At 58.9% G+C, this 20614-nt stretch carries 17 protein-coding genes; 13 read left to right on the forward strand and 4 right to left on the reverse strand.

Going from position 1 to position 20614, the window contains the following annotated elements:
• Position 1: 1 nt before the first annotated feature.
• The gene (locus J9870_RS25675) at positions 2 to 643 is read left to right on the forward strand and encodes an oxidoreductase (RefSeq protein WP_210641226.1); all 642 of its coding nucleotides are present in this window, start codon (positions 2 to 4) and stop codon (positions 641 to 643) included.
• A 199-nt stretch (positions 644 to 842) separates the two neighbouring features.
• Here the strand turns inward: J9870_RS25675 and J9870_RS25680 are convergent, their stop codons facing one another.
• The 4 genes from J9870_RS25680 to J9870_RS25695 all read right to left on the reverse strand — a co-directional run bounded on the left by J9870_RS25680 (position 843) and on the right by J9870_RS25695 (position 5278).
• Entirely contained in the window at positions 843 to 1127 is a 285-nt protein-coding gene (locus J9870_RS25680) for a YceK/YidQ family lipoprotein (RefSeq protein WP_210641228.1), read from the reverse strand.
• Complete coding sequence (gene ubiX / locus J9870_RS25685) at positions 1120 to 1767, reverse strand: flavin prenyltransferase UbiX (RefSeq protein WP_210641230.1); 648 nt, start codon at positions 1765 to 1767, stop codon at positions 1120 to 1122. Before ubiX ends, J9870_RS25680 begins: the two co-directional genes overlap by 8 nt.
• Entirely contained in the window at positions 1764 to 3113 is a 1350-nt protein-coding gene (gene mpl, locus J9870_RS25690; protein ID WP_003205915.1) for a UDP-N-acetylmuramate:L-alanyl-gamma-D-glutamyl-meso-diaminopimelate ligase, read from the reverse strand. Before mpl ends, ubiX begins: the two co-directional genes overlap by 4 nt.
• Positions 3114 to 3373: 260 nt before the next feature.
• A complete protein-coding gene (locus tag J9870_RS25695) occupies positions 3374 to 5278 on the reverse strand; it encodes a sigma-54-dependent Fis family transcriptional regulator (RefSeq protein ID WP_210641231.1) in 1905 nt (634 codons plus the stop codon).
• A 289-nt stretch (positions 5279 to 5567) separates the two neighbouring features.
• Here J9870_RS25695 and J9870_RS25700 point away from each other — a divergent pair, with 289 nt between their 5' ends.
• From J9870_RS25700 to J9870_RS25755, 12 genes are all read left to right on the forward strand, one after another.
• On the forward strand, positions 5568 to 7088 hold the full coding sequence (locus J9870_RS25700) for an aldehyde dehydrogenase family protein (RefSeq protein WP_210641233.1): 1521 nt from the start codon (positions 5568 to 5570) through the stop codon (positions 7086 to 7088).
• Between the two features lie 258 nt (positions 7089 to 7346).
• On the forward strand, positions 7347 to 8717 hold the full coding sequence (gene eat / locus J9870_RS25705; RefSeq protein ID WP_210641235.1) for an ethanolamine permease: 1371 nt from the start codon (positions 7347 to 7349) through the stop codon (positions 8715 to 8717).
• A gap of 204 nt (positions 8718 to 8921) precedes the next feature.
• A complete protein-coding gene (locus J9870_RS25710; protein ID WP_210641236.1) occupies positions 8922 to 10316 on the forward strand; it encodes an ethanolamine ammonia-lyase subunit EutB in 1395 nt (464 codons plus the stop codon).
• A gap of 11 nt (positions 10317 to 10327) precedes the next feature.
• Positions 10328 to 11152, forward strand: coding sequence for an ethanolamine ammonia-lyase subunit EutC (gene eutC / locus J9870_RS25715; RefSeq protein WP_210641238.1), 825 nt, complete (start codon positions 10328 to 10330; stop codon positions 11150 to 11152).
• A 107-nt stretch (positions 11153 to 11259) separates the two neighbouring features.
• The gene (locus J9870_RS25720; RefSeq protein WP_025569618.1) at positions 11260 to 11721 is read left to right on the forward strand and encodes a GNAT family N-acetyltransferase; all 462 of its coding nucleotides are present in this window, start codon (positions 11260 to 11262) and stop codon (positions 11719 to 11721) included.
• Positions 11722 to 12050: 329 nt separating this feature from the next.
• Positions 12051 to 12698, forward strand: a complete 648-nt coding sequence (locus tag J9870_RS25725; protein ID WP_210641240.1) for a DedA family protein — start codon at positions 12051 to 12053, stop codon at positions 12696 to 12698.
• A gap of 6 nt (positions 12699 to 12704) precedes the next feature.
• The gene (locus tag J9870_RS25730; protein WP_210641241.1) at positions 12705 to 13517 is read left to right on the forward strand and encodes a M90 family metallopeptidase; all 813 of its coding nucleotides are present in this window, start codon (positions 12705 to 12707) and stop codon (positions 13515 to 13517) included.
• A gap of 111 nt (positions 13518 to 13628) precedes the next feature.
• A complete protein-coding gene (gene ppa / locus J9870_RS25735; RefSeq protein WP_047229468.1) occupies positions 13629 to 14156 on the forward strand; it encodes an inorganic diphosphatase in 528 nt (175 codons plus the stop codon).
• Positions 14157 to 14351: 195 nt separating this feature from the next.
• A complete protein-coding gene (locus J9870_RS25740) occupies positions 14352 to 15083 on the forward strand; it encodes a helix-turn-helix transcriptional regulator (protein ID WP_210641244.1) in 732 nt (243 codons plus the stop codon).
• 758 nt (positions 15084 to 15841) lie between these two features.
• The gene (locus tag J9870_RS25745; RefSeq protein WP_210641246.1) at positions 15842 to 16228 is read left to right on the forward strand and encodes a hypothetical protein; all 387 of its coding nucleotides are present in this window, start codon (positions 15842 to 15844) and stop codon (positions 16226 to 16228) included.
• Between the two features lie 373 nt (positions 16229 to 16601).
• Complete coding sequence (locus tag J9870_RS25750) at positions 16602 to 19250, forward strand: N-6 DNA methylase (protein ID WP_210641248.1); 2649 nt, start codon at positions 16602 to 16604, stop codon at positions 19248 to 19250.
• A 238-nt stretch (positions 19251 to 19488) separates the two neighbouring features.
• Complete coding sequence (locus J9870_RS25755) at positions 19489 to 20577, forward strand: macro domain-containing protein (protein WP_210641250.1); 1089 nt, start codon at positions 19489 to 19491, stop codon at positions 20575 to 20577.
• Positions 20578 to 20614 lie beyond the last annotated feature (37 nt).

Here is a 20614-nt window from a genome sequence, read left to right on the forward strand (position 1 = left end):
CATGTACTTGACGCCTCAGCATGTTTTGCTCGCCGGAGCCACCGGGTTGACCGGTGAACACCTGCTGGATCGGCTGCTCAACGAGCCGACCATCACCCGCGTATTGGCGCCTTCACGCCGGCCACTGGCCGAGCATCCACACCTGGAAAACCCGGTTGGGGAACCGGCCCAGGTGCTGCCACAACTCAGCGGCCAGGTGGACATCGCCTTTTGCTGCCTGGGCACGACCATCAAGAAAGCCGGCTCTGAACAAGCCTTTCGCGCGGTGGACCTGGACCTGGTCGTGGCATTTGCCAAACGCGCCCGGGAACTGGGCGCGCGGCATTTGATCGTGATCAGCGCCTTGGGGGCTGACGCGAAGTCATCGATTTTCTACAACCGGGTCAAAGGCGAAATGGAAACCGCGCTCAAGGCCCAGGGCTGGCCACAACTGACTATCTGCCGCCCTTCCCTGCTGCTGGGCGAACGCGCCGAACCGCGCCTGGCCGAGCAACTGGCCGGGCCGCTGTCGAAGCTGATCCCCGGCAAGTACCACGGCATCGAAGCCTGCCAACTGGCCCGCGCCATGTGGCGTTTGGCGCTGGAAGAGCAGGATGGGGTGCGGGTGGTGGAGTCGGATGAGTTGCGCAAGCTCGGCAAATGATTCTGTAGCGCCTGATCGGGCGCCATCGCGAGCAAGCTCGCTCCCACAGGGATTGCATTTCTTCTGAAGAAACTCGATCACCTGTGGGAGCGAGCTTGCTCGCGATGGCGGTAGATCAGCTTGCTTCCATGTTGAAGGCACCACACCGGCTGTTGTGGCGAGGAAGCTTGCTCCCTCGCCACAGGGTTCTATGGTGTTGCTACATCCCACCCGTCGCCTGAAACCCCACACCTATCGCCGTAAACAACGACAACGGTAACAACAAGGTATCCAGCAGCGCGCTACCCGGCAGGTCAATACCTGGGTAGCTCGGCGCCTCGGCACCGAAGCGGTCCTTGGCGCAGCAGCCGCCATTGAGGGCGTAGAGGTCCAGGCGCGTTCCCGCGTACACCACCGGCGCGCCGGGCTTGGCGGCGTCGAGGGTGCGGGCGGTGGCGCAGCCGGTCAGTTGCAGCGCCAGCAGTAGCATCAGGAGCTTATTCATCGCTGCTCAAATGGTGCTCGCCCCAACGCGGCAGCATGTCCTGGGGGATATTCAGCAGATTGAGAATCCGCGCCACCACAAAATCGATCAGGTCGTCGATGGTCTGTGGCTGATGATAAAAGCCCGGCGAGGCCGGCAGGATGGTCACGCCCATGTTCGACAACTTGAGCATGTGTTCCAGGTGAATGCTCGAATACGGCGCTTCCCGCGGCACCAGGATCAACTGGCGGCGCTCCTTGAGCGTGACGTCCGCAGCCCGTTCGATCAGGTTGTTGCAAGCGCCGGTGGCAATCGCCGACAGCGTCCCCGTGGAACACGGCACCACCACCATCGCCGCCGGGGCACCGGAGCCCGAGGCCACCGGCGACATCCAGTCTTCCTTGCCGTACACACGAATCTGCCCCGCCGCCGCACCGGTGTATTCGGTGAGGAAGGCCTGCATCATCTGGGTCTTGGCCGGCAGGGTCACGTCGGTCTCGGTGGCCATCACCAGTTGCGCGGCCTTGGAGATCAGGAAATGCACCTCGCGGTCTTCGCGCACCAGGCAATCGAGCAGACGCAAGCCGTACTGGGCGCCGGAAGCACCGGTCATCGCCAGCGTGATGCGTTCGGGGCCATTGCCCTGCAAGTGAACGTTCATTTCAGTGCCTCGGCCAGCTTGCCGTGCAAGCCGCCGAAGCCGCCGTTGCTCATGATCACCACGTGGGTGCCGGGCTGGGCCTGGCTTTTCACGCGCTCGATGATGCCTTCCAGGGAATCGCTGACAATCGATGGCACTGTGCACAACGCAGCCGTAGCCCCCAAGTCCCAGCCGAGGTTGGCCGGCGCGTACCAGATCACCTGATCGGCATCGACCACGCTTTCCGGCAGACCGTCGCGGTGAGCACCGAGTTTCATGGAGTTGGAGCGCGGTTCGATGATCGCGATCAGCGGCGCGTCACCGATGCGCTTGCGCAGCCCGTCGAGGGTGGTGGCGATGGCGGTCGGGTGGTGAGCGAAGTCGTCGTAGATGGTGATGCCGCGCACCTCGGCGACTTTTTCCATGCGCCGTTTCACGCTCTTGAACGCGCTCAACGCGGCAATGCCCATGGACGGCACCACGCCAACATGGCGGGCCGCCGCCAGGGTCGCCAGGGCATTGGCGACGTTGTGCTGGCCGGTCATGTCCCACTCGACCACGCCCTGGGACACGCCTTCAAACATCACTTCGAACTGCGAGCCGTCGTCCTTGAGCAACTTGACCTGCCACTGCCCGCCCGCGCCGGTGGTTTGCACCGGGGTCCAGCAGCCCATTTCAATGACGCGCTGCAAGGCCGGTTCGGTGGTCGGGTGAATCACCAGGCCTTCGCTCGGAATAGTGCGCACTAAATGGTGGAACTGTCGCTCGATGGCCGGCAGATCGGGGAAGATGTCCGCATGATCGAACTCAAGGTTGTTGAGGATCGCCGTGCGCGGACGGTAGTGGACGAATTTCGAGCGTTTGTCGAAAAACGCGCTGTCGTATTCGTCGGCCTCGATCACGAAGAACGGCGTGCCGCCCAGGCGCGCCGACACCGAGAAATTCTGCGGCACGCCGCCGATCAAAAAGCCCGGGCTCATGCCCGCGTGCTCCAGCACCCAGGCGAGCATGCTGCTGGTGGTGGTCTTGCCGTGGGTGCCGGCCACGGCCAGGACCCAACGGCCCTGCAACACGTGATCGGCCAGCCACTGCGGGCCCGACACGTACGGCAGGCCTTTGTTGAGCACGTACTCCACCGCTGGGTTGCCACGGGACATGGCGTTGCCGATGACCACCAGGTCCGGCGCCGGGTCCAGCTGCGCCGGGTCGTAGCCTTGGGTCAGCTCAATGCCCTGGGCCTCCAGCTGCGTGCTCATCGGCGGGTAGACGTTGGCGTCGGAACCGGTCACGTGATGACCCAACTCCTTGGCCAAAACGGCCATCGAACCCATGAAAGTGCCGCAGATACCGAGAATATGAATGTGCATAGTCGACCTCGTAAAACATGGCCGCAGGTTAGCGTAGGGAGGGGGAAATCGCACCTTGTGTTTAGAACTGCAACCATCAGAACACCGCAAATCCTCTGTGGGAGCGAGCTTGCTCGCGATAGCGGTGGGTCAGTTTGCGGCGATGTTGGATGTGCCACCGTCATCGCGAGCAGGCTCGCTCCCACATTCAACCGCATTCCTTCTGCAAGAACTCGGTCAACTGTGGGAGCGGGCTTGCTCGCGAATGCCCGCGACGCGGTTCAGCGGGCAATGGCGTGCTTGCGCAGCTTCCGGTAAAGGGTATTGCGGCTGATGCCCAGTTGTTCGGCGGTGTGGGTCATGTGCCAGCGCTGGCGCTCCAGCACATCGAGCAGCGCCACACGCTCGGCATCTTCCAGTGGCCGTTCTGCCACCGCCTCAACCACTGCAACCGGACGCTGGCGAATCATCGCCGGCAAGTCCTCCAAGCCAATCCGCCCGCCGTCGCACAACGCAGCAAGGGTCCGCAGTATATTACGCAACTGCCGCACGTTGCCCGGCCAATCGAAGCCCAGCAACGCCTGGCGCGCCGATTCGTCGAGGGTCACCGTCTCGGTGCCCGCCTCTTCGGCCAGCAAGAAATCCAATAACTGCGACTTGTCACTGCGCTCGCGCAACGCCGGCAGCGGGATTTCCAGGCCATTGAGGCGGTAGTACAGATCCTCGCGGAAACTGCCGTCCTGCACCCGCTCCAACAATTGCCGGTGGGTGGCGCTGATGATGCGCACGTTGACCGCTTCGGGCTCGCCGCCGATGGGCACCACCTGGCGATCTTCCAGCACCCGCAGCAAACGGGTCTGCAAGGCCAGGGGCATGTCGCCGATTTCATCGAGGAACAACGTGCCGCCGTCGGCTTGTTGCAGCTTGCCGCGCATGCCTTCCTTGCGTGCGCCGGTGAAGCTGCCGCCGCGATAGCCGAACAGCTCGCTCTCGATCAGGCTTTCCGGGATGGCCGCGCAGTTGAGCGCGACGAATTGCTTGCCGGCACGCTGGCTGGCGTGGTGCACGGCCTTGGCGAAGGCTTCTTTGCCGGAGCCGGTTTCGCCGTGGATCAGCAGCGGCACATCGCGCTCGAACACCCGCAGCGCCTTGCGAAAATGCTCCTGCAACGCCGCATCCCCCAGGCAGATGCCCGGCAGCCGCGCAGGCTCGATGGCCTTGAGCAGCGGAGCGACCGGCACCGGCACGCTACGTGGCTGGCCACGCAGTACAGCGAACAAATGCCGACCGTCACGGGTGCGCAACGGCCAGCTCGCACTGGCATTTACGCTGGCGCGGCCAAGCAACTCGTCCAGCGAACAATCGAAAAAGTCTTCCACCCGTTGGCCCAGCAAGCTGCCGCGAATATGCCCCAAGAGGTTGAGCGCGCTCTGGTTGAGCGCACTGATCCGCCCTTCGCCGTCGAACGCCAGCAACCCTTCACTGAACAGCCCCACGGACTCGGCTTGCAGGTGAAAACGCAGCAGCCATTGGTTGTCGAAGCAACGCAGGAAATAGCAGCTCTCGATCATCTTCGCCGAGAGATTGACCAGGGCCATGGTGTGGAACTGGCTCTGGCGCGACACGTCCGGGCGGGCCGAAGACACGTCGAGCACCGCCAGCAGCTCGCCCTGGGGGTCGAAGACCGGGCTGGCCGAGCAGGTCAGGCCGGTGTGGCGGCCACGGAAATGTTCTTCCTGGTGGATGGTCAGGGCCTGGCGTTCCACCAGGCAGGTGCCGATGCCGTTGGTGCCTTCGCAGGCTTCGCTCCAGTCGGCGCCGAGCCAGAGCCCGGCCCGTTCGAAAATCTTGCGCTCGCTGGGGGCGGTGACGCAGTTGAGGATCACGCCCCGGGCGTCGGTCAGCAGCACCGCGTGGCCGGCACCGGAGAGTTGCTGATGGAGGCTGGTCATTTCGCTGCCGGCGATGTGCAGCACCTGTTGCAGGCGTTCGCGGCTTTCCAGCACCCGGCCATGCTCAAGCACCGTCGGCGCGAGGTTCTGGGCCGGGTCGAGGTGATAGTCCTCGAGGCAGCGCAGCCAGGAACGGGCAATCGACGGATCGCTGCCGGGGCCCTGCAGGTGGGCCTTGCCCTGGGTGACCGTCAGGACTTGTTGGGCATGGCGACTCAAGTGGTTGCTGTGCATTTCTTATTGTTCTCCCCGAGGGTAGCGGCCCTCAGCATCCTCCAGCCCAACAGCCTTTGCAATGCTGGCGCGACCTGACAGTCACAGACTGTCTCGCCTATGGCACAAACTGTCACACCGGCTGTATCGCAATCGTCACGCAGCGCATCCGTTTGTCCGACGAACTCCTCCTAAAGTCTTGATTTACGGGCCCTGCAAGGCAATGGCCCAACCTTTGCTCTAGGCTTAATTACCGGCGCTCAATTTTGCGCGGCTCCCTTATAAGCACAAAAGCCAAGGAGAACTCATCATGCGTTACGCTCACCCCGGTACTGAAGGCGCTATCGTTTCGTTCAAGAGCAAATACGGTAACTACATCGGCGGCGAGTTCGTCGCGCCTGTCAAAGGTCAGTACTTCACCAATACTTCCCCGGTCAATGGCCAGCCCATTGCCGAATTCCCGCGTTCCACGGCCGAAGACATCGAAAAAGCCCTGGACGCCGCCCACGCCGCCGCGGATGCCTGGGGCGCCACGTCGGCCCAGGCCCGCTCGCTGATCCTGCTGAAAATCGCCGACCGCATCGAAGCCAACCTCGAAGTGCTGGCGATCACCGAGTCCTGGGACAACGGCAAGGCCGTGCGCGAAACCCTCAACGCCGACATCCCCCTGGCCGCCGACCACTTCCGCTACTTCGCCGGTTGCCTGCGGGCACAGGAAGGCAGCGCCGCCGAGATCGACGGCAACACTGTGGCCTATCACATCCATGAACCGCTGGGCGTGGTCGGGCAAATCATCCCGTGGAACTTCCCGCTGCTGATGGCCGCCTGGAAACTCGCCCCGGCCCTGGCCGCCGGTAACTGCGTGGTGCTCAAGCCAGCCGAGCAAACCCCACTGGGCATCTGCGTGCTCATGGAGTTGATCGGCGACCTGTTGCCGCCCGGCGTGCTGAACGTGGTGCAAGGCTTCGGTAAAGAAGCCGGTGAAGCCCTGGCGACCAGCAAGCGCATCGCCAAGATCGCCTTTACCGGTTCTACCCCAGTCGGCTCGCACATCATGAAATGCGCCGCCGAGAACATCATCCCGTCCACCGTGGAACTGGGCGGCAAGTCGCCGAACATCTTCTTCGAAGACATCATGCAGGCCGAGCCGAGCTTCATCGAAAAAGCAGCCGAAGGCCTGGTGCTGGCGTTCTTCAACCAGGGCGAAGTCTGCACCTGCCCATCCCGCGCCCTGGTGCAAGAATCGATCTACGACGAGTTCATGAAAGTGGTGATGAACAAAGTCCTGCAGATCAAACGCGGCGACCCGCTGGACACCGACACCATGGTCGGCGCCCAGGCGTCCGAACAGCAATTCGACAAGATTCTTTCGTACCTGGAAATCGCCAAGGGCGAAGGCGCCGAGCTGCTGACCGGTGGCAAGGTGGAAAAACTCGCAGGCGACCTGGCCAGCGGTTACTACATCCAGCCGACCCTGCTCAAGGGCACCAATAAAATGCGTGTGTTCCAGGAAGAAATCTTCGGCCCAGTGGTGAGCATCACCACCTTCAAGGACGAAGCCGAAGCCCTGGCGATTGCCAACGACACCGAGTTCGGCCTCGGCGCCGGCCTGTGGACCCGCGATATCAACCGCGCCTACCGCATGGGCCGGGCGATCAAGGCCGGGCGCGTGTGGACCAACTGCTACCACCTGTACCCGGCGCACGCCGCGTTCGGTGGCTACAAGAAGTCCGGCGTGGGTCGTGAGACGCACAAGATGATGCTCGACCACTATCAGCAGACCAAGAACCTGCTGGTGAGCTACGACATCAATCCGTTGGGGTTCTTCTAAACCCTGGGGCCAGGCACAGGTATCTTGCCTGGCCCTTTAGATAGCTATCGCGAGCAAGCTCGCTCCCACAGGGATCTGTGGATAACTCTTTTCCAGGGTTGGCATAGATCCACTGTGGGAGCGAGCTTGCTCGCGATGGCGCCCTCACTGACAACATCAAAACACTGTCCCACCGCTCTGGCATGAGCCTTGCGTGCCCGCTCCACAACAAACCCGAAAGTCCAACAGATCAAACAATAAAAAAGACAGAGAGGACTTATGACTTCTACCACCCAACTCAAACCCACACTCGGCACCCTGCATTTATGGGGCATCGCCGTCGGCCTGGTGATTTCCGGCGAGTACTTCGGCTGGAGTTACGGCTGGGGCACCGCAGGGACCCTGGGGTTTCTCGTCACCGCGCTCATGGTGGCGTTGATGTACACCTGCTTCATCTTCAGTTTCACCGAACTGACCACCGCGATTCCTCACGCTGGCGGGCCGTTTGCCTACAGCCGACGGGCCTTTGGTGAGAAAGGCGGGCTGATCGCCGGGATCGCCACGCTGATCGAATTCGTCTTTGCGCCCCCGGCCATCGCCATGGCCATCGGCGCCTACCTCAATGTGCAATTCCCGGAACTGGACCCCAAGCTCGCGGCGGTTGGCGCGTACATCGTGTTCATGACCCTGAACATCCTCGGCGTCAGCATCGCCGCAGCCTTCGAGCTGGTGGTCACCGTGCTGGCGGTCGCCGAATTGCTGGTGTTCATGGGCGTGGTCGCGCCGGGCTTCAGCTTCAGCAACTTCGTGCTCAACGGCTGGGCCGGCTCCAATGAATTCAGCCTCGCCTCGATCCCGGGTATTTTCGCGGCGATCCCCTTCGCGATCTGGTTCTTCCTCGCCATCGAAGGCGCGGCCATGGCCGCCGAAGAAGCCAAGGACCCGAAACGCACGATCCCCCGCGCTTATGTCAGCGGTATCCTGACCCTGGTGTTCCTGGCCATTGGCGTGATGGTCATGGCCGGCGGCGTCGGTGACTGGCGCACCCTGTCGAACATCAACGACCCGCTGCCCCAGGCGATGAAGGCCGTGGTCGGCAACAACTCAACGTGGATGCACATGCTGGTGTGGATCGGCCTGTTCGGCCTGGTGGCGAGTTTCCACGGGATCATCCTCGGCTACTCGCGGCAGTTCTTCGCCCTGGCCCGGGCCGGTTACCTGCCCCGTGGCCTGGCGAAACTCTCGCGCTTCCAGACCCCGCACCGGGCGATCCTGGCTGGTGGCGTAATCGGCATCGCGGCGATCTACAGCGATGGTCTGGTCAACCTGCAAGGCATGACCCTGACCGCTGCGATGATCACCATGTCGGTGTTCGGCGCCATCGTGATGTACATCATCAGCATGCTCAGCCTGTTCAGATTGCGTAAGACCGAACCAAACCTGGAGCGCACCTTCCGTGCCCCGGGCTACCCGATCGTACCGGGCATCGCCTTGTTCCTGGCGGTGGTGTGCCTGGTGGCGATGGCGTGGTTCAACACCGTGATCGGCCTGGTGTTCCTCGGTTTCATGATTGTCGGCTACCTGTATTTCCAACTGACCGCCAAGCAACGCTCCGATGCACCGGCGGACGCTATGCTCACAGGTATCTGAAAGTTGCACCGGCGCCGGGCTGAGGGCTCGGTGCCTGCCATTTAAAAGTGCACACCGCCCCCCTGTGGGAGCGAGCTTGCTCGCGATAACGGTCTTACGTCCGGCACATGTGTTGAATGACACACCGCTATCGCGAGCAAGCTCGCTCCCACAAGGTTACGGGTTGTAGTTGAGTTATTTAGAGAACCAGGAGGACACCGCCCCATGGCCGCATTCGCCCATTCCGTCGGCGCCCAGACCTATCGCTTCGACAGTCTCAAAGAGCTGATGGCCAAGGCCAGCCCGGCGCGTTCCGGGGATTTCCTGGCCGAAGTCGCGGCGCTCAACGATGGTGAGCGGGTAGCTGCGCAAATGGCCTTGGCTGACCTGCCCCTCAGCCATTTCCTGCAAGAAATGCTGATTCCTTACGAGGTCGACGAAGTCACCCGGCTGATCGTCGACACTCACGATAAACAGGCCTTCGCCGTCGTCAGCCACCTCACCGTCGGCGGCTTTCGCGATTGGCTGCTCAGCGACGCAGCTGATGAACAAAGCCTGCGGGCGCTGGCTCCGGGGCTGACGCCGGAAATGGTCGCCGCCGTGTCGAAGATCATGCGCGTGCAGGATCTGGTGCTGGTGGCGCAGAAAATCCGCGTAGTCACCAAATTCCGCGGCACCCTCGGCCTGCGCGGGCGCCTGTCCACGCGCCTGCAACCCAACCACCCCACCGACGAACCGGCCGGCATCGCCGCGAGCATTCTCGACGGCCTGCTCTACGGTAACGGCGACGCCATGATCGGCATCAACCCGGCCACCGACAGCACCGCGTCGATCTGCGCCATGTTGGAAATGCTCGACGCCATCATCCAGCGCTACGACATCCCCACCCAGGGCTGTGTGCTGACCCACGTCACCACCTCCATTGAAGCGGCCAACCGTGGCGTGCCCCTGGACCTGGTGTTCCAGTCCATCGCCGGCACCGAAGCGGCCAACGCCAGTTTCGGCATCAACCTCAACGTGTTGAAGGAAGGCTACGACGCCGGGCTGAGCCTGAATCGCGGCACCCTCGGCAACAACCTGATGTATTTCGAAACCGGCCAGGGCAGTGCACTGTCGGCCAACGCCCACCACGGCGTCGATCAACAGACCTGCGAAACCCGGGCCTACGCCGTGGCACGGCATTTCAAGCCATTCTTGGTGAATACGGTTGTAGGCTTCATCGGCCCGGAATACCTGTACAACGGCAAACAGATCATCCGCGCGGGCCTCGAAGACCACTTCTGCGGCAAGCTGTTGGGCGTGCCGATGGGCTGCGACATCTGCTACACCAACCACGCCGAAGCCGACCAGGACGACATGGACACCCTGCTGACCCTGCTGGGTGTGGCCGGGATCAACTTCATCATGGGCATCCCCGGCTCCGACGACATCATGCTCAACTACCAGACCACCTCGTTCCACGACGCCCTCTACGCCCGCCAGACCCTGGGCCTGAAACCGGCACCGGAATTCGAAACCTGGCTGGCGAACATGGGCATCTTCACCCAGGCCGATGGTCGGGTGCGGTTTGGCGACAACCTGCCTCCGGCGTTTCGTCACGCCTTAGCACATTTGGGATAAGTGAGCTGCCGATGGATAACAAACCTGTCGATCCACAAAACCCTTGGCTGGAACTGCGCCGCCTGACCCCGGCGCGCATCGCCTTGGGCCGCACCGGCACCAGCCTGCCGACCCAGGCGCAATTGGACTTCCAATACGCCCACGCCCAGGCCCGCGATGCGGTGCACCTGGCGTTCGATCACCAAGGGATTCGTGCGCAACTGGCTGAACGCGGCCGCGAAAGCCTGCTGCTCCACAGCGCCGCCAGCGACCGTCACAGCTATCTACAGCGCCCGGACCTGGGCCGACGGCTCGACGAGAGCTCCGCACAAATCCTGGACGACTACGCAACGGCCCATCCCGGCGGCGTGGACCTGGCCATCGTCGTCGCTGATGGCCTGTCAGCGCTGGCGGTGCATCGACATACATTGCCGTTTCTCGCGCGGCTGGAAGAACAGACCGCCGCTGACGGCTGGTCAGTGTCGCCCGTGATCCTGGTGGAACAAGGCCGGGTGGCGGTGGCCGATGAAGTGGCGCAGCGGCTCGGTGCAAAAATGTCGGTGATCCTGATTGGCGAACGCCCCGGCCTCAGCTCCCCCGACAGCCTGGGGCTGTATTTCACCTACAACCCCAAGGTCGGCCTGACCGATGCCTATCGCAACTGCATCTCCAACGTCCGCCTCGAAGGCCTGAGCTACGGCATGGCCGCTCACCGCCTGGTCTACTTGATGCGCGAGGCCTGTCGCCGCCAGCTCTCGGGGGTCAATCTGAAGGACGAAGCCCAGCTACAAACTCTAGACTCGGAAAATACCGCCGATATGAAAGGTAACTTCCTACTGACGCCGCCCCAAAGCTGATCCGTTTATCCGATTGCGTTTTTGATCCGCTTTCAGGCAGCATCAAAAGCACGGCAGCGCGAAGTTGTTGTCTGAATATCTGTCGACCCTTGCAGACGAGACCTACCATGCGGATTATCCAAGCGACCCTGGAACACCTGGACCTGCTGACCCCATTGTTCGTCAAGTACCGGGAATTCTACGGCTCACTGCCCTACCCGGACTCGTCCCGAGCCTTCCTCGAAAAACGCCTGCGCCGCAAGGAATCGGTGATCTACCTGGCCTTGCCGGATGACGACGACAACAAACTGCTGGGCTTCTGCCAGCTCTACCCAAGCTTCTCGTCGCTGTCGCTCAAGCGCGTGTGGATCCTCAACGACATCTACGTCGCCGAAGACGCCCGCCGCCAACTGGTGGCCGACAACCTGATCCGCACCGCAAAAAAAATGGCCAAGGAAACCAACGCCGTACGCATGCGCGTCTCCACCAGCAGCAACAACGAAGTCGCGCAGAAAACCTACGAGTCGATTGGCTTCAAGGAAGACACCGAGTTCAAGAACTACGTGTTGCCGATCAGCGAAGGGATCTGACCGGATTACCGCGGACTGCCAAAAGCGGAACGCGGAGCGTCCCTGGCGGCGTTCCCACGCGGGAGCGTGGGGACGATCAATAACCCCCTCCCTGCGGCCGGGTAAAACCTTGTGGCGCACCGATCGTTCCCACGCTCCGCGTGGGAATGCAGCCCGGGACGCTCCGCGTCCCCCGACATCCCTAGCTACAAACTCAACACGCGCTTCACAATCCTCACCGTATAATGCCGCTCTTCCCGGCTTGTAAGAAAAAGCTACACACTCTGTAGCCATACTCAAAGCCAGCCCCATCAGCCTGCCGAGTCGGGCCGCCACCACAGGTGTTTCGCATGGATTTCAACCCCCTCGACCTCATTCTTCATCTCGACGTCTACCTCGATATGCTGGTGACCAACTACGGCACCTGGGTCTACGCCATCCTGTTCCTGGTGATCTTCTGCGAAACCGGCCTGGTGGTGACGCCCTTCCTGCCAGGCGATTCCCTGCTGTTCATCGCTGGCGCCGTAGCCGCCGGTGGCGCCATGGACCCACTGCTGCTGGCCGGCCTGCTGATGCTGGCGGCAATCCTCGGCGACAGCACCAACTACCTGATCGGCCGCACCGCTGGCGAAAAACTGTTCAGCAACCCCAACTCGAAAATCTTCCGCCGCGACTACCTGCAGCAAACCCACGACTTCTACGACAAACACGGCGGCAAAACCGTGACCCTGGCGCGCTTCCTGCCGATCATCCGCACCTTCGCCCCCTTCGTCGCCGGCGTGGGCAAAATGAACTACCTGCGCTTCCTCGGCTTCAGCGTCCTGGGCACCGTCCTCTGGGTCGGCGGCCTGGTCACCCTCGGCTACTTCTTCGGCAACGTCCCTTTCATCAAGCAGAACCTGTCGCTGCTGGTGGTAGGCATCATCCTGCTGTCGCTGTTGCCGATGATCATCAGCCTGGTGCGCAGCAAAATGAGCCAGCGCGCCTCGAAAGCCTGATCGCCCATGTGGTCCCTGAGCAACTGGCGCCGCCAACGCACCCTCGCCAAACACCCCGTCACCGAGGAAACCTGGCAGCGCGTGCGTCATCAATTGAGCTTCCTCGACGGCATCAGCGCCGCCGAGGACCACTGGCTACGAGAAGCCTGCGTGCTGTTCCTGCATGAAAAACACCTCACCGCCCTGCCCGGCGTCGAACTGCACCAGGAACAACGCCTGCTGCTCGCCGCCCAGGCGCAACTGCCGCTGATGCACCTCGGCGAGCTGAACTGGTACCAGGGCTTCCACGAAATCGTCCTCTACCCCGACGACTTCCTCAGCCCCCAGCGCTACCGCGACGCCAGCGGCATCGAGCACGAATGGGACGGCGAACACAGCGGCGAAGCCTGGCCCCAGGGCCCGATCATCCTGGCCTGGGACGGCGTGCTCGCCAGCGGCGGCTGGGACGGCTACAACCTGGTGATCCACGAACTGGCGCACAAACTCGACATGCTCAACGGCGACGCCAACGGCCTGCCGCCACTGCACGCCGACATGCGCGTCAGCGACTGGGCCGACGCCATGCAACAGGCCTTCGACGACCTCAACCGGCAACTGGACCACAACCCCGACGCAGAAACCGTCATCGACCCCTACGCCGCGGAAAACCCGGCGGAATTCTTCGCCGTCACCAGCGAATACTTCTTCAGCGCCCCGGACCTGCTGCACCAGGCCTATCCCAAGGTCTATGCACAACTCCAGGCGTTCTACCGCCAGGATCCTTTGGCCCGGCTGCGGCAACTTCAGGCCGAAGATCCGGTCTATCAGGGGTCATACTAAGGTCTCTAAGACCCTGCTAACGTGGCAACAGCGGCTGAATATGCCTATAATCGCCGCCACTTTTTGGTCAATCCGACCAGTCATTTGGTCAACTAACGGGGGCACCGCCCAATGAGCTACAGCAAGATTCCGGCTGGCAAAGACCTGCCGAACGACATCTACGTCGCGATCGAAATCCCGGCCAACCACGCCCCGATCAAATACGAAATCGACAAAGACAGCGACTGCCTGTTCGTTGACCGTTTCATGGCCACCCCCATGTTCTACCCGGCCAACTACGGTTTCATCCCCAACACCCTGGCCGACGACGGTGACCCCCTCGACGTGCTGGTCGTGACCCCATACCCAGTGGCCCCAGGCTCGGTCATCCGCGCCCGTCCGGTCGGCATCCTGAACATGACCGACGACGGCGGCGGCGATGCCAAAGTCATCGCCGTACCACACGACAAACTGTCGCAACTGTACGTCGACGTGAAGGAATACACCGACCTGCCAGCGCTGCTGATCCAGCAGATCGAACACTTCTTCGAGAACTACAAAGACCTCGAAAAAGGCAAGTGGGTCAAGATCGAAGGCTGGGCCGGTGCAGACGCCGCCCGCGAAGCGATCACCAAATCGGTTGCCGCCTACAAAGGCTGAAACTGAATTGAAGAAGAACCCCGGTTTGCACCGGGGTTTTTTTATGCCTTAATAGTGCTTAATACGAAGTTGTATTAATACTGTTTAACTGCGTTTAGCCCGCCGCTTTCAAATCCTGCAAACGGAAAGATCGTCTTATATATTTGAACGACATGTTTATTGCCGAAAACAGCTTCGTCTCTAAACTTTCCGTTTATGAAAATACTTTCCAGTGGCGACCGCTTCAGAGCCCTTCTAAAAGAAGCGAATATCCGATCCGCCGACTTCGCGAAGTTATACGGCGTGAAATCCCAGCACATAAACAACTGGTTCAACCGTGGCATCCCGCCCGGGCGCATCCACTCCATCGCCAGCCTGCTGACGGTCAGCCCGGAGTGGCTCGCCCACGGCGAAGGCCCCCAAACCCCATTGGGCCTCGGCCCCGGCACCACCTATGAAGCCGCCGAAAACGATGGCGTCTACAGCGTGCTGGAACCCACGGACATCGAACTGCCTTTCTACAAGGAAGCCCCCATCGCCCCCGGCGAAACCAAAACCCACATCATCGAAATCCCCGACCAATCCATCCGCCTGCCCCGCAGCCACCTAGAATCCCTGGAAATCGACCCCGGCGACGCCATCTGCATCACCATGGTCGGCGACAGCATGGCCGAACGCATCGAAGACGGCTCCACCCTCGCCATCGACCGCGGCCTGACCCAAATCGTCGACGGCCATATCTATGCGCTTGAGCACGACGGCATGCTGCGTATCAAATACCTGCATCGCGTTCCCGGTAATCGGCTGCGGCTGCGTAGCCATAACTGTGCTGCGTATCCTGACGAGGTCTTCAGTGCGGAACAGATTGATGCGCAGAACATACGGGTGATTGGCTGGGTGTTCTGGTGGTCAACCCTCAACAAACGGAGACCGCCGGTGTTCGACTAACCCACCCAAGACCAGAAACCGTGGCAGGAACTGCAGTAGGAGCTGTGGCAGGTGCTTTTGTGGCGAGTGGATTTATCCCCGCTGGGCTGCGCAGCAGCCCCCTGCTTTTCCCCTGAATCACCCCTAACCCAATGATTCCACACCACTTACCACTGGGATTCCAAGCAAAACCCGCGTATCCTCCGCCCCACATTTGCGAGCCCACGCCTCGCACCGACAAGGCAGATCACTTTCTGACCAAGTCCCACAGCCGGCCGCAAGAGCCGGATGTACGTTTTGAAGGCTGGTGAGGTTTGTCAAAAACGAACTGAGTTAGTCAACGAGAAGCCGGCCATAAGCCGGCTTTTTAATGTCTGGTGGAAAACTGTTTCCATCTACTGAGAATTGAATAATTGTGTCAATGGTGCTGGCACTTTTGCTTCTACGGGGTGACGGAGCAAAAAAGTAAGTTGCTTCACTTTCTATTGAAGGAAGTTTCCTAGAAAATCAAACTCGCTTGCGCCTGACAAATGCGCTGACTAGTCTTCGGTTGTCACTGCCAATTCAGTGATCGGGTTTAGCAGCCCGCCGTTTGATTAGGCGCAAAGCGCCGCCATTGCATGGCGCTTTTTTATGGCCCCAGCTTTATGGTGGCCGTGCGCAGGGCACCCTCGGGTGCGCCGGGTTCCTAATCACCGGTCTGCTAACCTGCAAACGGCCGCCACCCTAATCGTTTAGCAGCGACGATGACGGCACCTCAATTGATTAGGAGATGCATCATGAAAAAACTCGTCCCAGCCCCACCGTCGTCCCAATCTGGGCAGCGTAGAAATCGTCAATATGACCTCGTCAACCAACAAATTCTTCAGCATTTCAATTCTCGCGACGTAGATAACCGCGTTCTCAAGCAGCTGAAGAAAACCACACCTATTCCAGTCGGTCGTGACTCACCATTCTGCGTACGAGCGGGTGTCAGCGCGGAAGAAGCGCTGGTTCACGTATCTCTGTTACTTGACTGTGCGCTACAGGTTAGCGATGAAATCACCGAACATGGCAGCGGCCTTGAACGAGGGTTGATTTGGTCAATGGTTCACTCTGTGGAGATGGCTAGAGCCGTGGTGGATGCATTGTTGAATGCCAGCAGACCGACCGAAGCAACAGGGTAGCAATGGAAAACGTTGGAGGCGCAGATAGATGAAACGGACGAATTAAATACGATCCGCCCGTTTTCGAGCTAAAAGAGACGCGAGCAAGCATTTTCGCCTTCAACGAGCAGAGTACCGCAAGGGGAGGTAAAAATGATGCAACCGAACGTCCCATCAAACTGGCATACCGCGGCAGGGGCCGCGGCCAAACACATACAGGCGTCTGGCCATCTTCCCGGGCTCGGCAGCTTTCGGACGATCCCCCTTACAAGCCTCTTTGGTTATTTCGCGTCACAAGGTTAGACTCCGTCATCATTTCAAGCCCCCTGGCGACCGTCGCGTAACGTTGCGGGTGCGGCACCTGAACGTTCGACTTAAGTGAGCAGTAGAAAACATGGCCACCACCGTCACCCCCCTGATGCTTACCTGTCCTATCAGAGGATTGCTAAAGCCAAAAAAGAAAGCCTCGACCGACCTAAGCGCGTTGGAGGAGCGGCATCGCATAGACGCGATCCGATATTGCCTCTCGCTTGGCTACGATCCAAAGCGAATCAAAATCGAAGCAGTGATTGCCAAATTTGGCAATGGAGGCAAGAACAGCTTTCGTTGCGATTTTGCAATCCTTGATGTAGAAGCATCCTGCCTTGACATGACGGCCCCAGACTCGCTCGAAGAGATGCTAAAACATGCAATAGTTTTGGTCGAAGTCAAACGAGATGATCATAAAGCGGACTACGTCCGTAAAACGCAAGTTGAACCCCTACTCAATTTTGCTCCCCGAAAGGACTCCATTGCTCTCTATTGGGATGGAATCAACCCTCGAGTGTTCTGGAAAGAGGACACTGGAACGTCTCTCGCAATAAAAAGCGGCCCCCTAGCACTGTTACCAAAGCCTGGAAAAACGATTAAGGCAAAGGCATTGGTACATGCTGACCTCATTCCCCCTGACTCGTTACTAGAAGTTTTTTCTCGAATTGAGGACGTTCTCCATGGGGCATCCGTCTCATTAGAGGAGCGCTACGAGCTGATGCTACAGCTTATCCTCGCCAAAATTTATGATGAACATGAGCGTGAATCAGATCCAACATCCGAGTGCGTCTTCCAAGATTATGAATCTATTGGCACAAATGCGATCGATGCAGCTAACTCGCTTAACTCCGTGCTTGAGTCTGCAGTGAGCTTTTACAGCGCTCATTTGCCCAAGGCGATAGAAGATCGCTTTCAGGTAAACAATGAGGTGCTCGCCTACTGCGGCCAAATAATGGCACCCCACTTAATAACTGCTGCAAACAAAGAAGTCATCCAAACCTTCTACATGAAATTTGCTAAAGATCTTTATCGATGGGACTTGGCACAATATTTCACCCCCCCGACCGTTACAGACTTTATTGTTGAGGCTTTAAACCCAGTTTCAGGAGAACTGGTAAAAGACCCTGCCTGCGGTAGCGCTGACTTTTTAGTTGCAACCTTTCACCGTAGCCGCGATAAAAAAATCAAAAATCCAGCCGACATGTTGCACGGGGCTGATGATGACAAAAAAGCAGTGCAGATTTCCGTACTGAACATGCTATTAAATGGCGACGGCAAAACAAACATTCAGAAGCAAGACTCTCTCCTTGCTGTTGCTGCTGACCGAGCAGAAGCCAGAAAGGACAAAAAATTCAAGCCTGTTCAATATCACAATGTTGTTTGCAACCCTCCGTTCGGCGTAAAAATCGTCGAAAAACGGCGTGAGGTACTTAAAGAGTTCAGCTTAGGTCACGTATGGAGCAAGGACGCTGCGGGCGAATGGCGTCAATCCGAAGAGGTTTTAGCACAGCAAGAAAAAGGACTGTTGTTTGCTGAAGTTTGTGTGCATCAAGCTAGAGCAGGAGGACGCATAGCCATAATCGTCCCAAATGGCTACCTAGGCAATCGCTCAGACCGATACGTTGCATTTAGAGAGTGGCTTCTACGTCAATGCCGCATTGTCTCAGTCTGCGGCTTTCCCCGCTTCACCTTTAAAACTAGCGGGGCTGACGTTAGTGCTAGCGTGCTCTACTTAGAAAAGCGCGCCAAGCCACTTTCATCCTCCGACGACGATCAGGACTACATGTTCAACGCCGAACTAATTGAAAATGTCGGCTGGAGCGTTGGTGATAACAAGGCTCTTCCAACTTATCTACGCGACGAATTAGATGGTAGTTACATTGTCGGTTCCGACGGCAAAAAAGTCATAAAGTCAGACTTTGAATCCGCTTTGGCTGATATGCGCTCAAGCCCAGCCGTCGCACAATTTCCATGGATGGTTAAAAGCCTCGGTATAGCTCCACATGGTTCGGGAGCGCATGGATGGGCCGTTTCGATTGAGAACGTTCTGACTGATCCAACGCGAACACTTGATCCTAAAAGACACTCAAGGAAATATGCGGCTCTGGTTGCACAGATCCAATCAAAAAAACATTTACCATTAACATCAATTTTTGAAGTTATTTCTCAAGGCACGAGGGCTAAAGGCACATCCTTTCAGAAGAAAGATGAGGAGCTTTACGCGTATATAGACATTGATAGCATGGGAGCTGGAGAGTATCGAGCCACACCTATCCGAGGCTGGCAACTTCCAGCTAGAGGCCGGCACCTGGCGGGCTCACTAGACGTCTTTATAGGATCCATTTGGAGTAGCGTGACCAAGTGGTGTCTTATCGAGCAAAAACCTGCCGCAAACCTCGTTGTCACCAATGGTTGCCATCGTTTGAGATTGAAAGAAGGCATGCGAAAGTATTTAGTGGATGTCTGTGTTTTCCTTTGCTCAGAAACTTATGCCACCCAAATGCGGGCGCTTGCAAGGGGCTCGGATGGTTTGGCAGAAATTCATGAAGCAGATTTGTCTGCTGTGCTGGTTCCTATTTTGTCAGATGCTGAGCGCAAAACATTCGAACCATTGGTACAGTCGTTGATGGACGGTACCGGCACGCTGCGTGGCACTGTGCAAGAAATGTTGATTAGTGCCAAGTTAAACCTGCCACAACCCGCACCACGCCCTCACCATTCTGCTCTTGTCTAAGTAGAGAGTAACAGCCGCAAGAAACACTTGGCCTCCGAACTTCTAAGGCGGGAAATGCCCCTTAGGAGTTCGGAGATAAAGGCAAATCATCTTCCATGCGTCTCTGCAGTATCAGCTATTAGTTGGAGTCTGACGTTCCTAAGGTATTGAACGCCAAATTTCTCAGCCGCCAAAGGAGGACCTCCATGCCCGCCCCAACCTACGATGCCTGTCTATGCACGTCGGGATGGTATTTCCAATGATCCTTTTTACCCAAGGCAACCTCCTGGAAGCCGAAACGGAAGCCCTAGTCAACGCTGTGAATACCGTCGGCGTGATGGGTAAAGGTATCGCACTGATGTTCAAGGAGCGCTTCACGGAGAATTACCGCCTGTACTTGGCTGCCTGCAAGGCTGGCGAAGTGGAGACGGGCAACGTTCACGTGACCGCGGTCAGCGAGCTGGAGGGGCCACGCTGGATTGTGAACTTCCCGACTAAACGTCACTGGCGCTCACCTTCGCAGATGGCATGGATAACCGAAGGTTTGCACGACCTACGTCGCTTTCTGATCGAAAACGATGTGAAGTCCGTGGCGGTTCCACCGCTAGGGGCTGGCAACGGTGGTTTGAAATGGCCAGAGGTTCGCGAACAGATTGTTGAGATCCTGAGTGATCTTGATGTCGATGTGCTGGTGTTCGAGCCTTCCAACCAGTATCTGAACGTTGCTAAGCGTAACGGTGTGGAGAAGCTCACGCCTGCTCGTGCACTGATTGCCGAACTGGTTCGTCGCTACTGGGTTCTGGGGATGGAATGCAGCCTGCTTGAGATTCAGAAGCTGGCTTGGTTCCTTGAGCGCGCCATCGAAAAGCGGCCAAACACCGAAAACCCGCTGAATCTCCAGTTCGTTGCTCATAAGTACGGGCCGTATGCCAACCGGCTGGAGCATCTGCTCAACAATCTGGACGGCAGCTATCTGCATTGCGATAAGCGCATCAGTGATGCTGGTATCAGCGATGTGATCTGGTTTGACGAAGGACGCAAAGCTTTCTTGCAGACCTATCTTCAAACAGAGGCCAAGGCGTACGCCCAGGCCTTGGAGCGCACCGCCGAGTTGATCGATGGGTTTGAGTCGCCTTTCGGCATGGAGTTGTTAGCGACGGTTGATTGGTTGCTGAGCCAGGAAGGGATTTCCCCGACTGTGCCGGCCGTGCGCGAGGCGTTGAAGCATTGGGATGGCGGAGCGGGTGCTGCGGCTCGTAAAAGCAAGCTGTTCGATGATCAGGCGCTTGATATCGCGCTGAAGCGGTTAACGTCCAGTAGTTTCAAGCCGGAGATAGCAACCGGGTAATTGTGCAGTAGGTTGTTGCAAAATCTGAGCGCTCATC

Origin of the sequence: Pseudomonas sp. Tri1, assembly GCF_017968885.1 — a bacterium.
In the GTDB taxonomy this organism is placed as follows: Bacteria; Pseudomonadota; Gammaproteobacteria; order Pseudomonadales; family Pseudomonadaceae; genus Aquipseudomonas.

Bases quoted from the DNA above. Each gene is read 5' to 3' on its own strand.
- J9870_RS25700 (WP_210641233.1), top strand. From the start codon at position 5,568: ATGCGTTACGCTCACCCCGGTACTGAAGGCGCTATCGTTTCGTTCAAG.
- J9870_RS25745 (WP_210641246.1), top strand. From the start codon at position 15,842: ATGAAAAAACTCGTCCCAGCCCCACCGTCGTCCCAATCTGGGCAGCGT.
- J9870_RS25750 (WP_210641248.1), top strand. From the start codon at position 16,602: ATGGCCACCACCGTCACCCCCCTGATGCTTACCTGTCCTATCAGAGGA.
- J9870_RS25740 (WP_210641244.1), top strand. From the start codon at position 14,352: ATGAAAATACTTTCCAGTGGCGACCGCTTCAGAGCCCTTCTAAAAGAA.
- mpl (WP_003205915.1), bottom strand. From the start codon at position 3,113: ATGCACATTCATATTCTCGGTATCTGCGGCACTTTCATGGGTTCGATG.
- ppa (WP_047229468.1), top strand. From the start codon at position 13,629: ATGAGCTACAGCAAGATTCCGGCTGGCAAAGACCTGCCGAACGACATC.
- J9870_RS25680 (WP_210641228.1), bottom strand. From the start codon at position 1,127: ATGAATAAGCTCCTGATGCTACTGCTGGCGCTGCAACTGACCGGCTGC.
- eutC (WP_210641238.1), top strand. From the start codon at position 10,328: ATGGATAACAAACCTGTCGATCCACAAAACCCTTGGCTGGAACTGCGC.
- J9870_RS25755 (WP_210641250.1), top strand. From the start codon at position 19,489: ATGATCCTTTTTACCCAAGGCAACCTCCTGGAAGCCGAAACGGAAGCC.
- J9870_RS25720 (WP_025569618.1), top strand. From the start codon at position 11,260: ATGCGGATTATCCAAGCGACCCTGGAACACCTGGACCTGCTGACCCCA.
- J9870_RS25730 (WP_210641241.1), top strand. From the start codon at position 12,705: ATGTGGTCCCTGAGCAACTGGCGCCGCCAACGCACCCTCGCCAAACAC.
- J9870_RS25725 (WP_210641240.1), top strand. From the start codon at position 12,051: ATGGATTTCAACCCCCTCGACCTCATTCTTCATCTCGACGTCTACCTC.
- eat (WP_210641235.1), top strand. From the start codon at position 7,347: ATGACTTCTACCACCCAACTCAAACCCACACTCGGCACCCTGCATTTA.
- J9870_RS25695 (WP_210641231.1), bottom strand. From the start codon at position 5,278: ATGCACAGCAACCACTTGAGTCGCCATGCCCAACAAGTCCTGACGGTC.
- J9870_RS25710 (WP_210641236.1), top strand. From the start codon at position 8,922: ATGGCCGCATTCGCCCATTCCGTCGGCGCCCAGACCTATCGCTTCGAC.
- J9870_RS25675 (WP_210641226.1), top strand. From the start codon at position 2: ATGTACTTGACGCCTCAGCATGTTTTGCTCGCCGGAGCCACCGGGTTG.
- ubiX (WP_210641230.1), bottom strand. From the start codon at position 1,767: ATGAACGTTCACTTGCAGGGCAATGGCCCCGAACGCATCACGCTGGCG.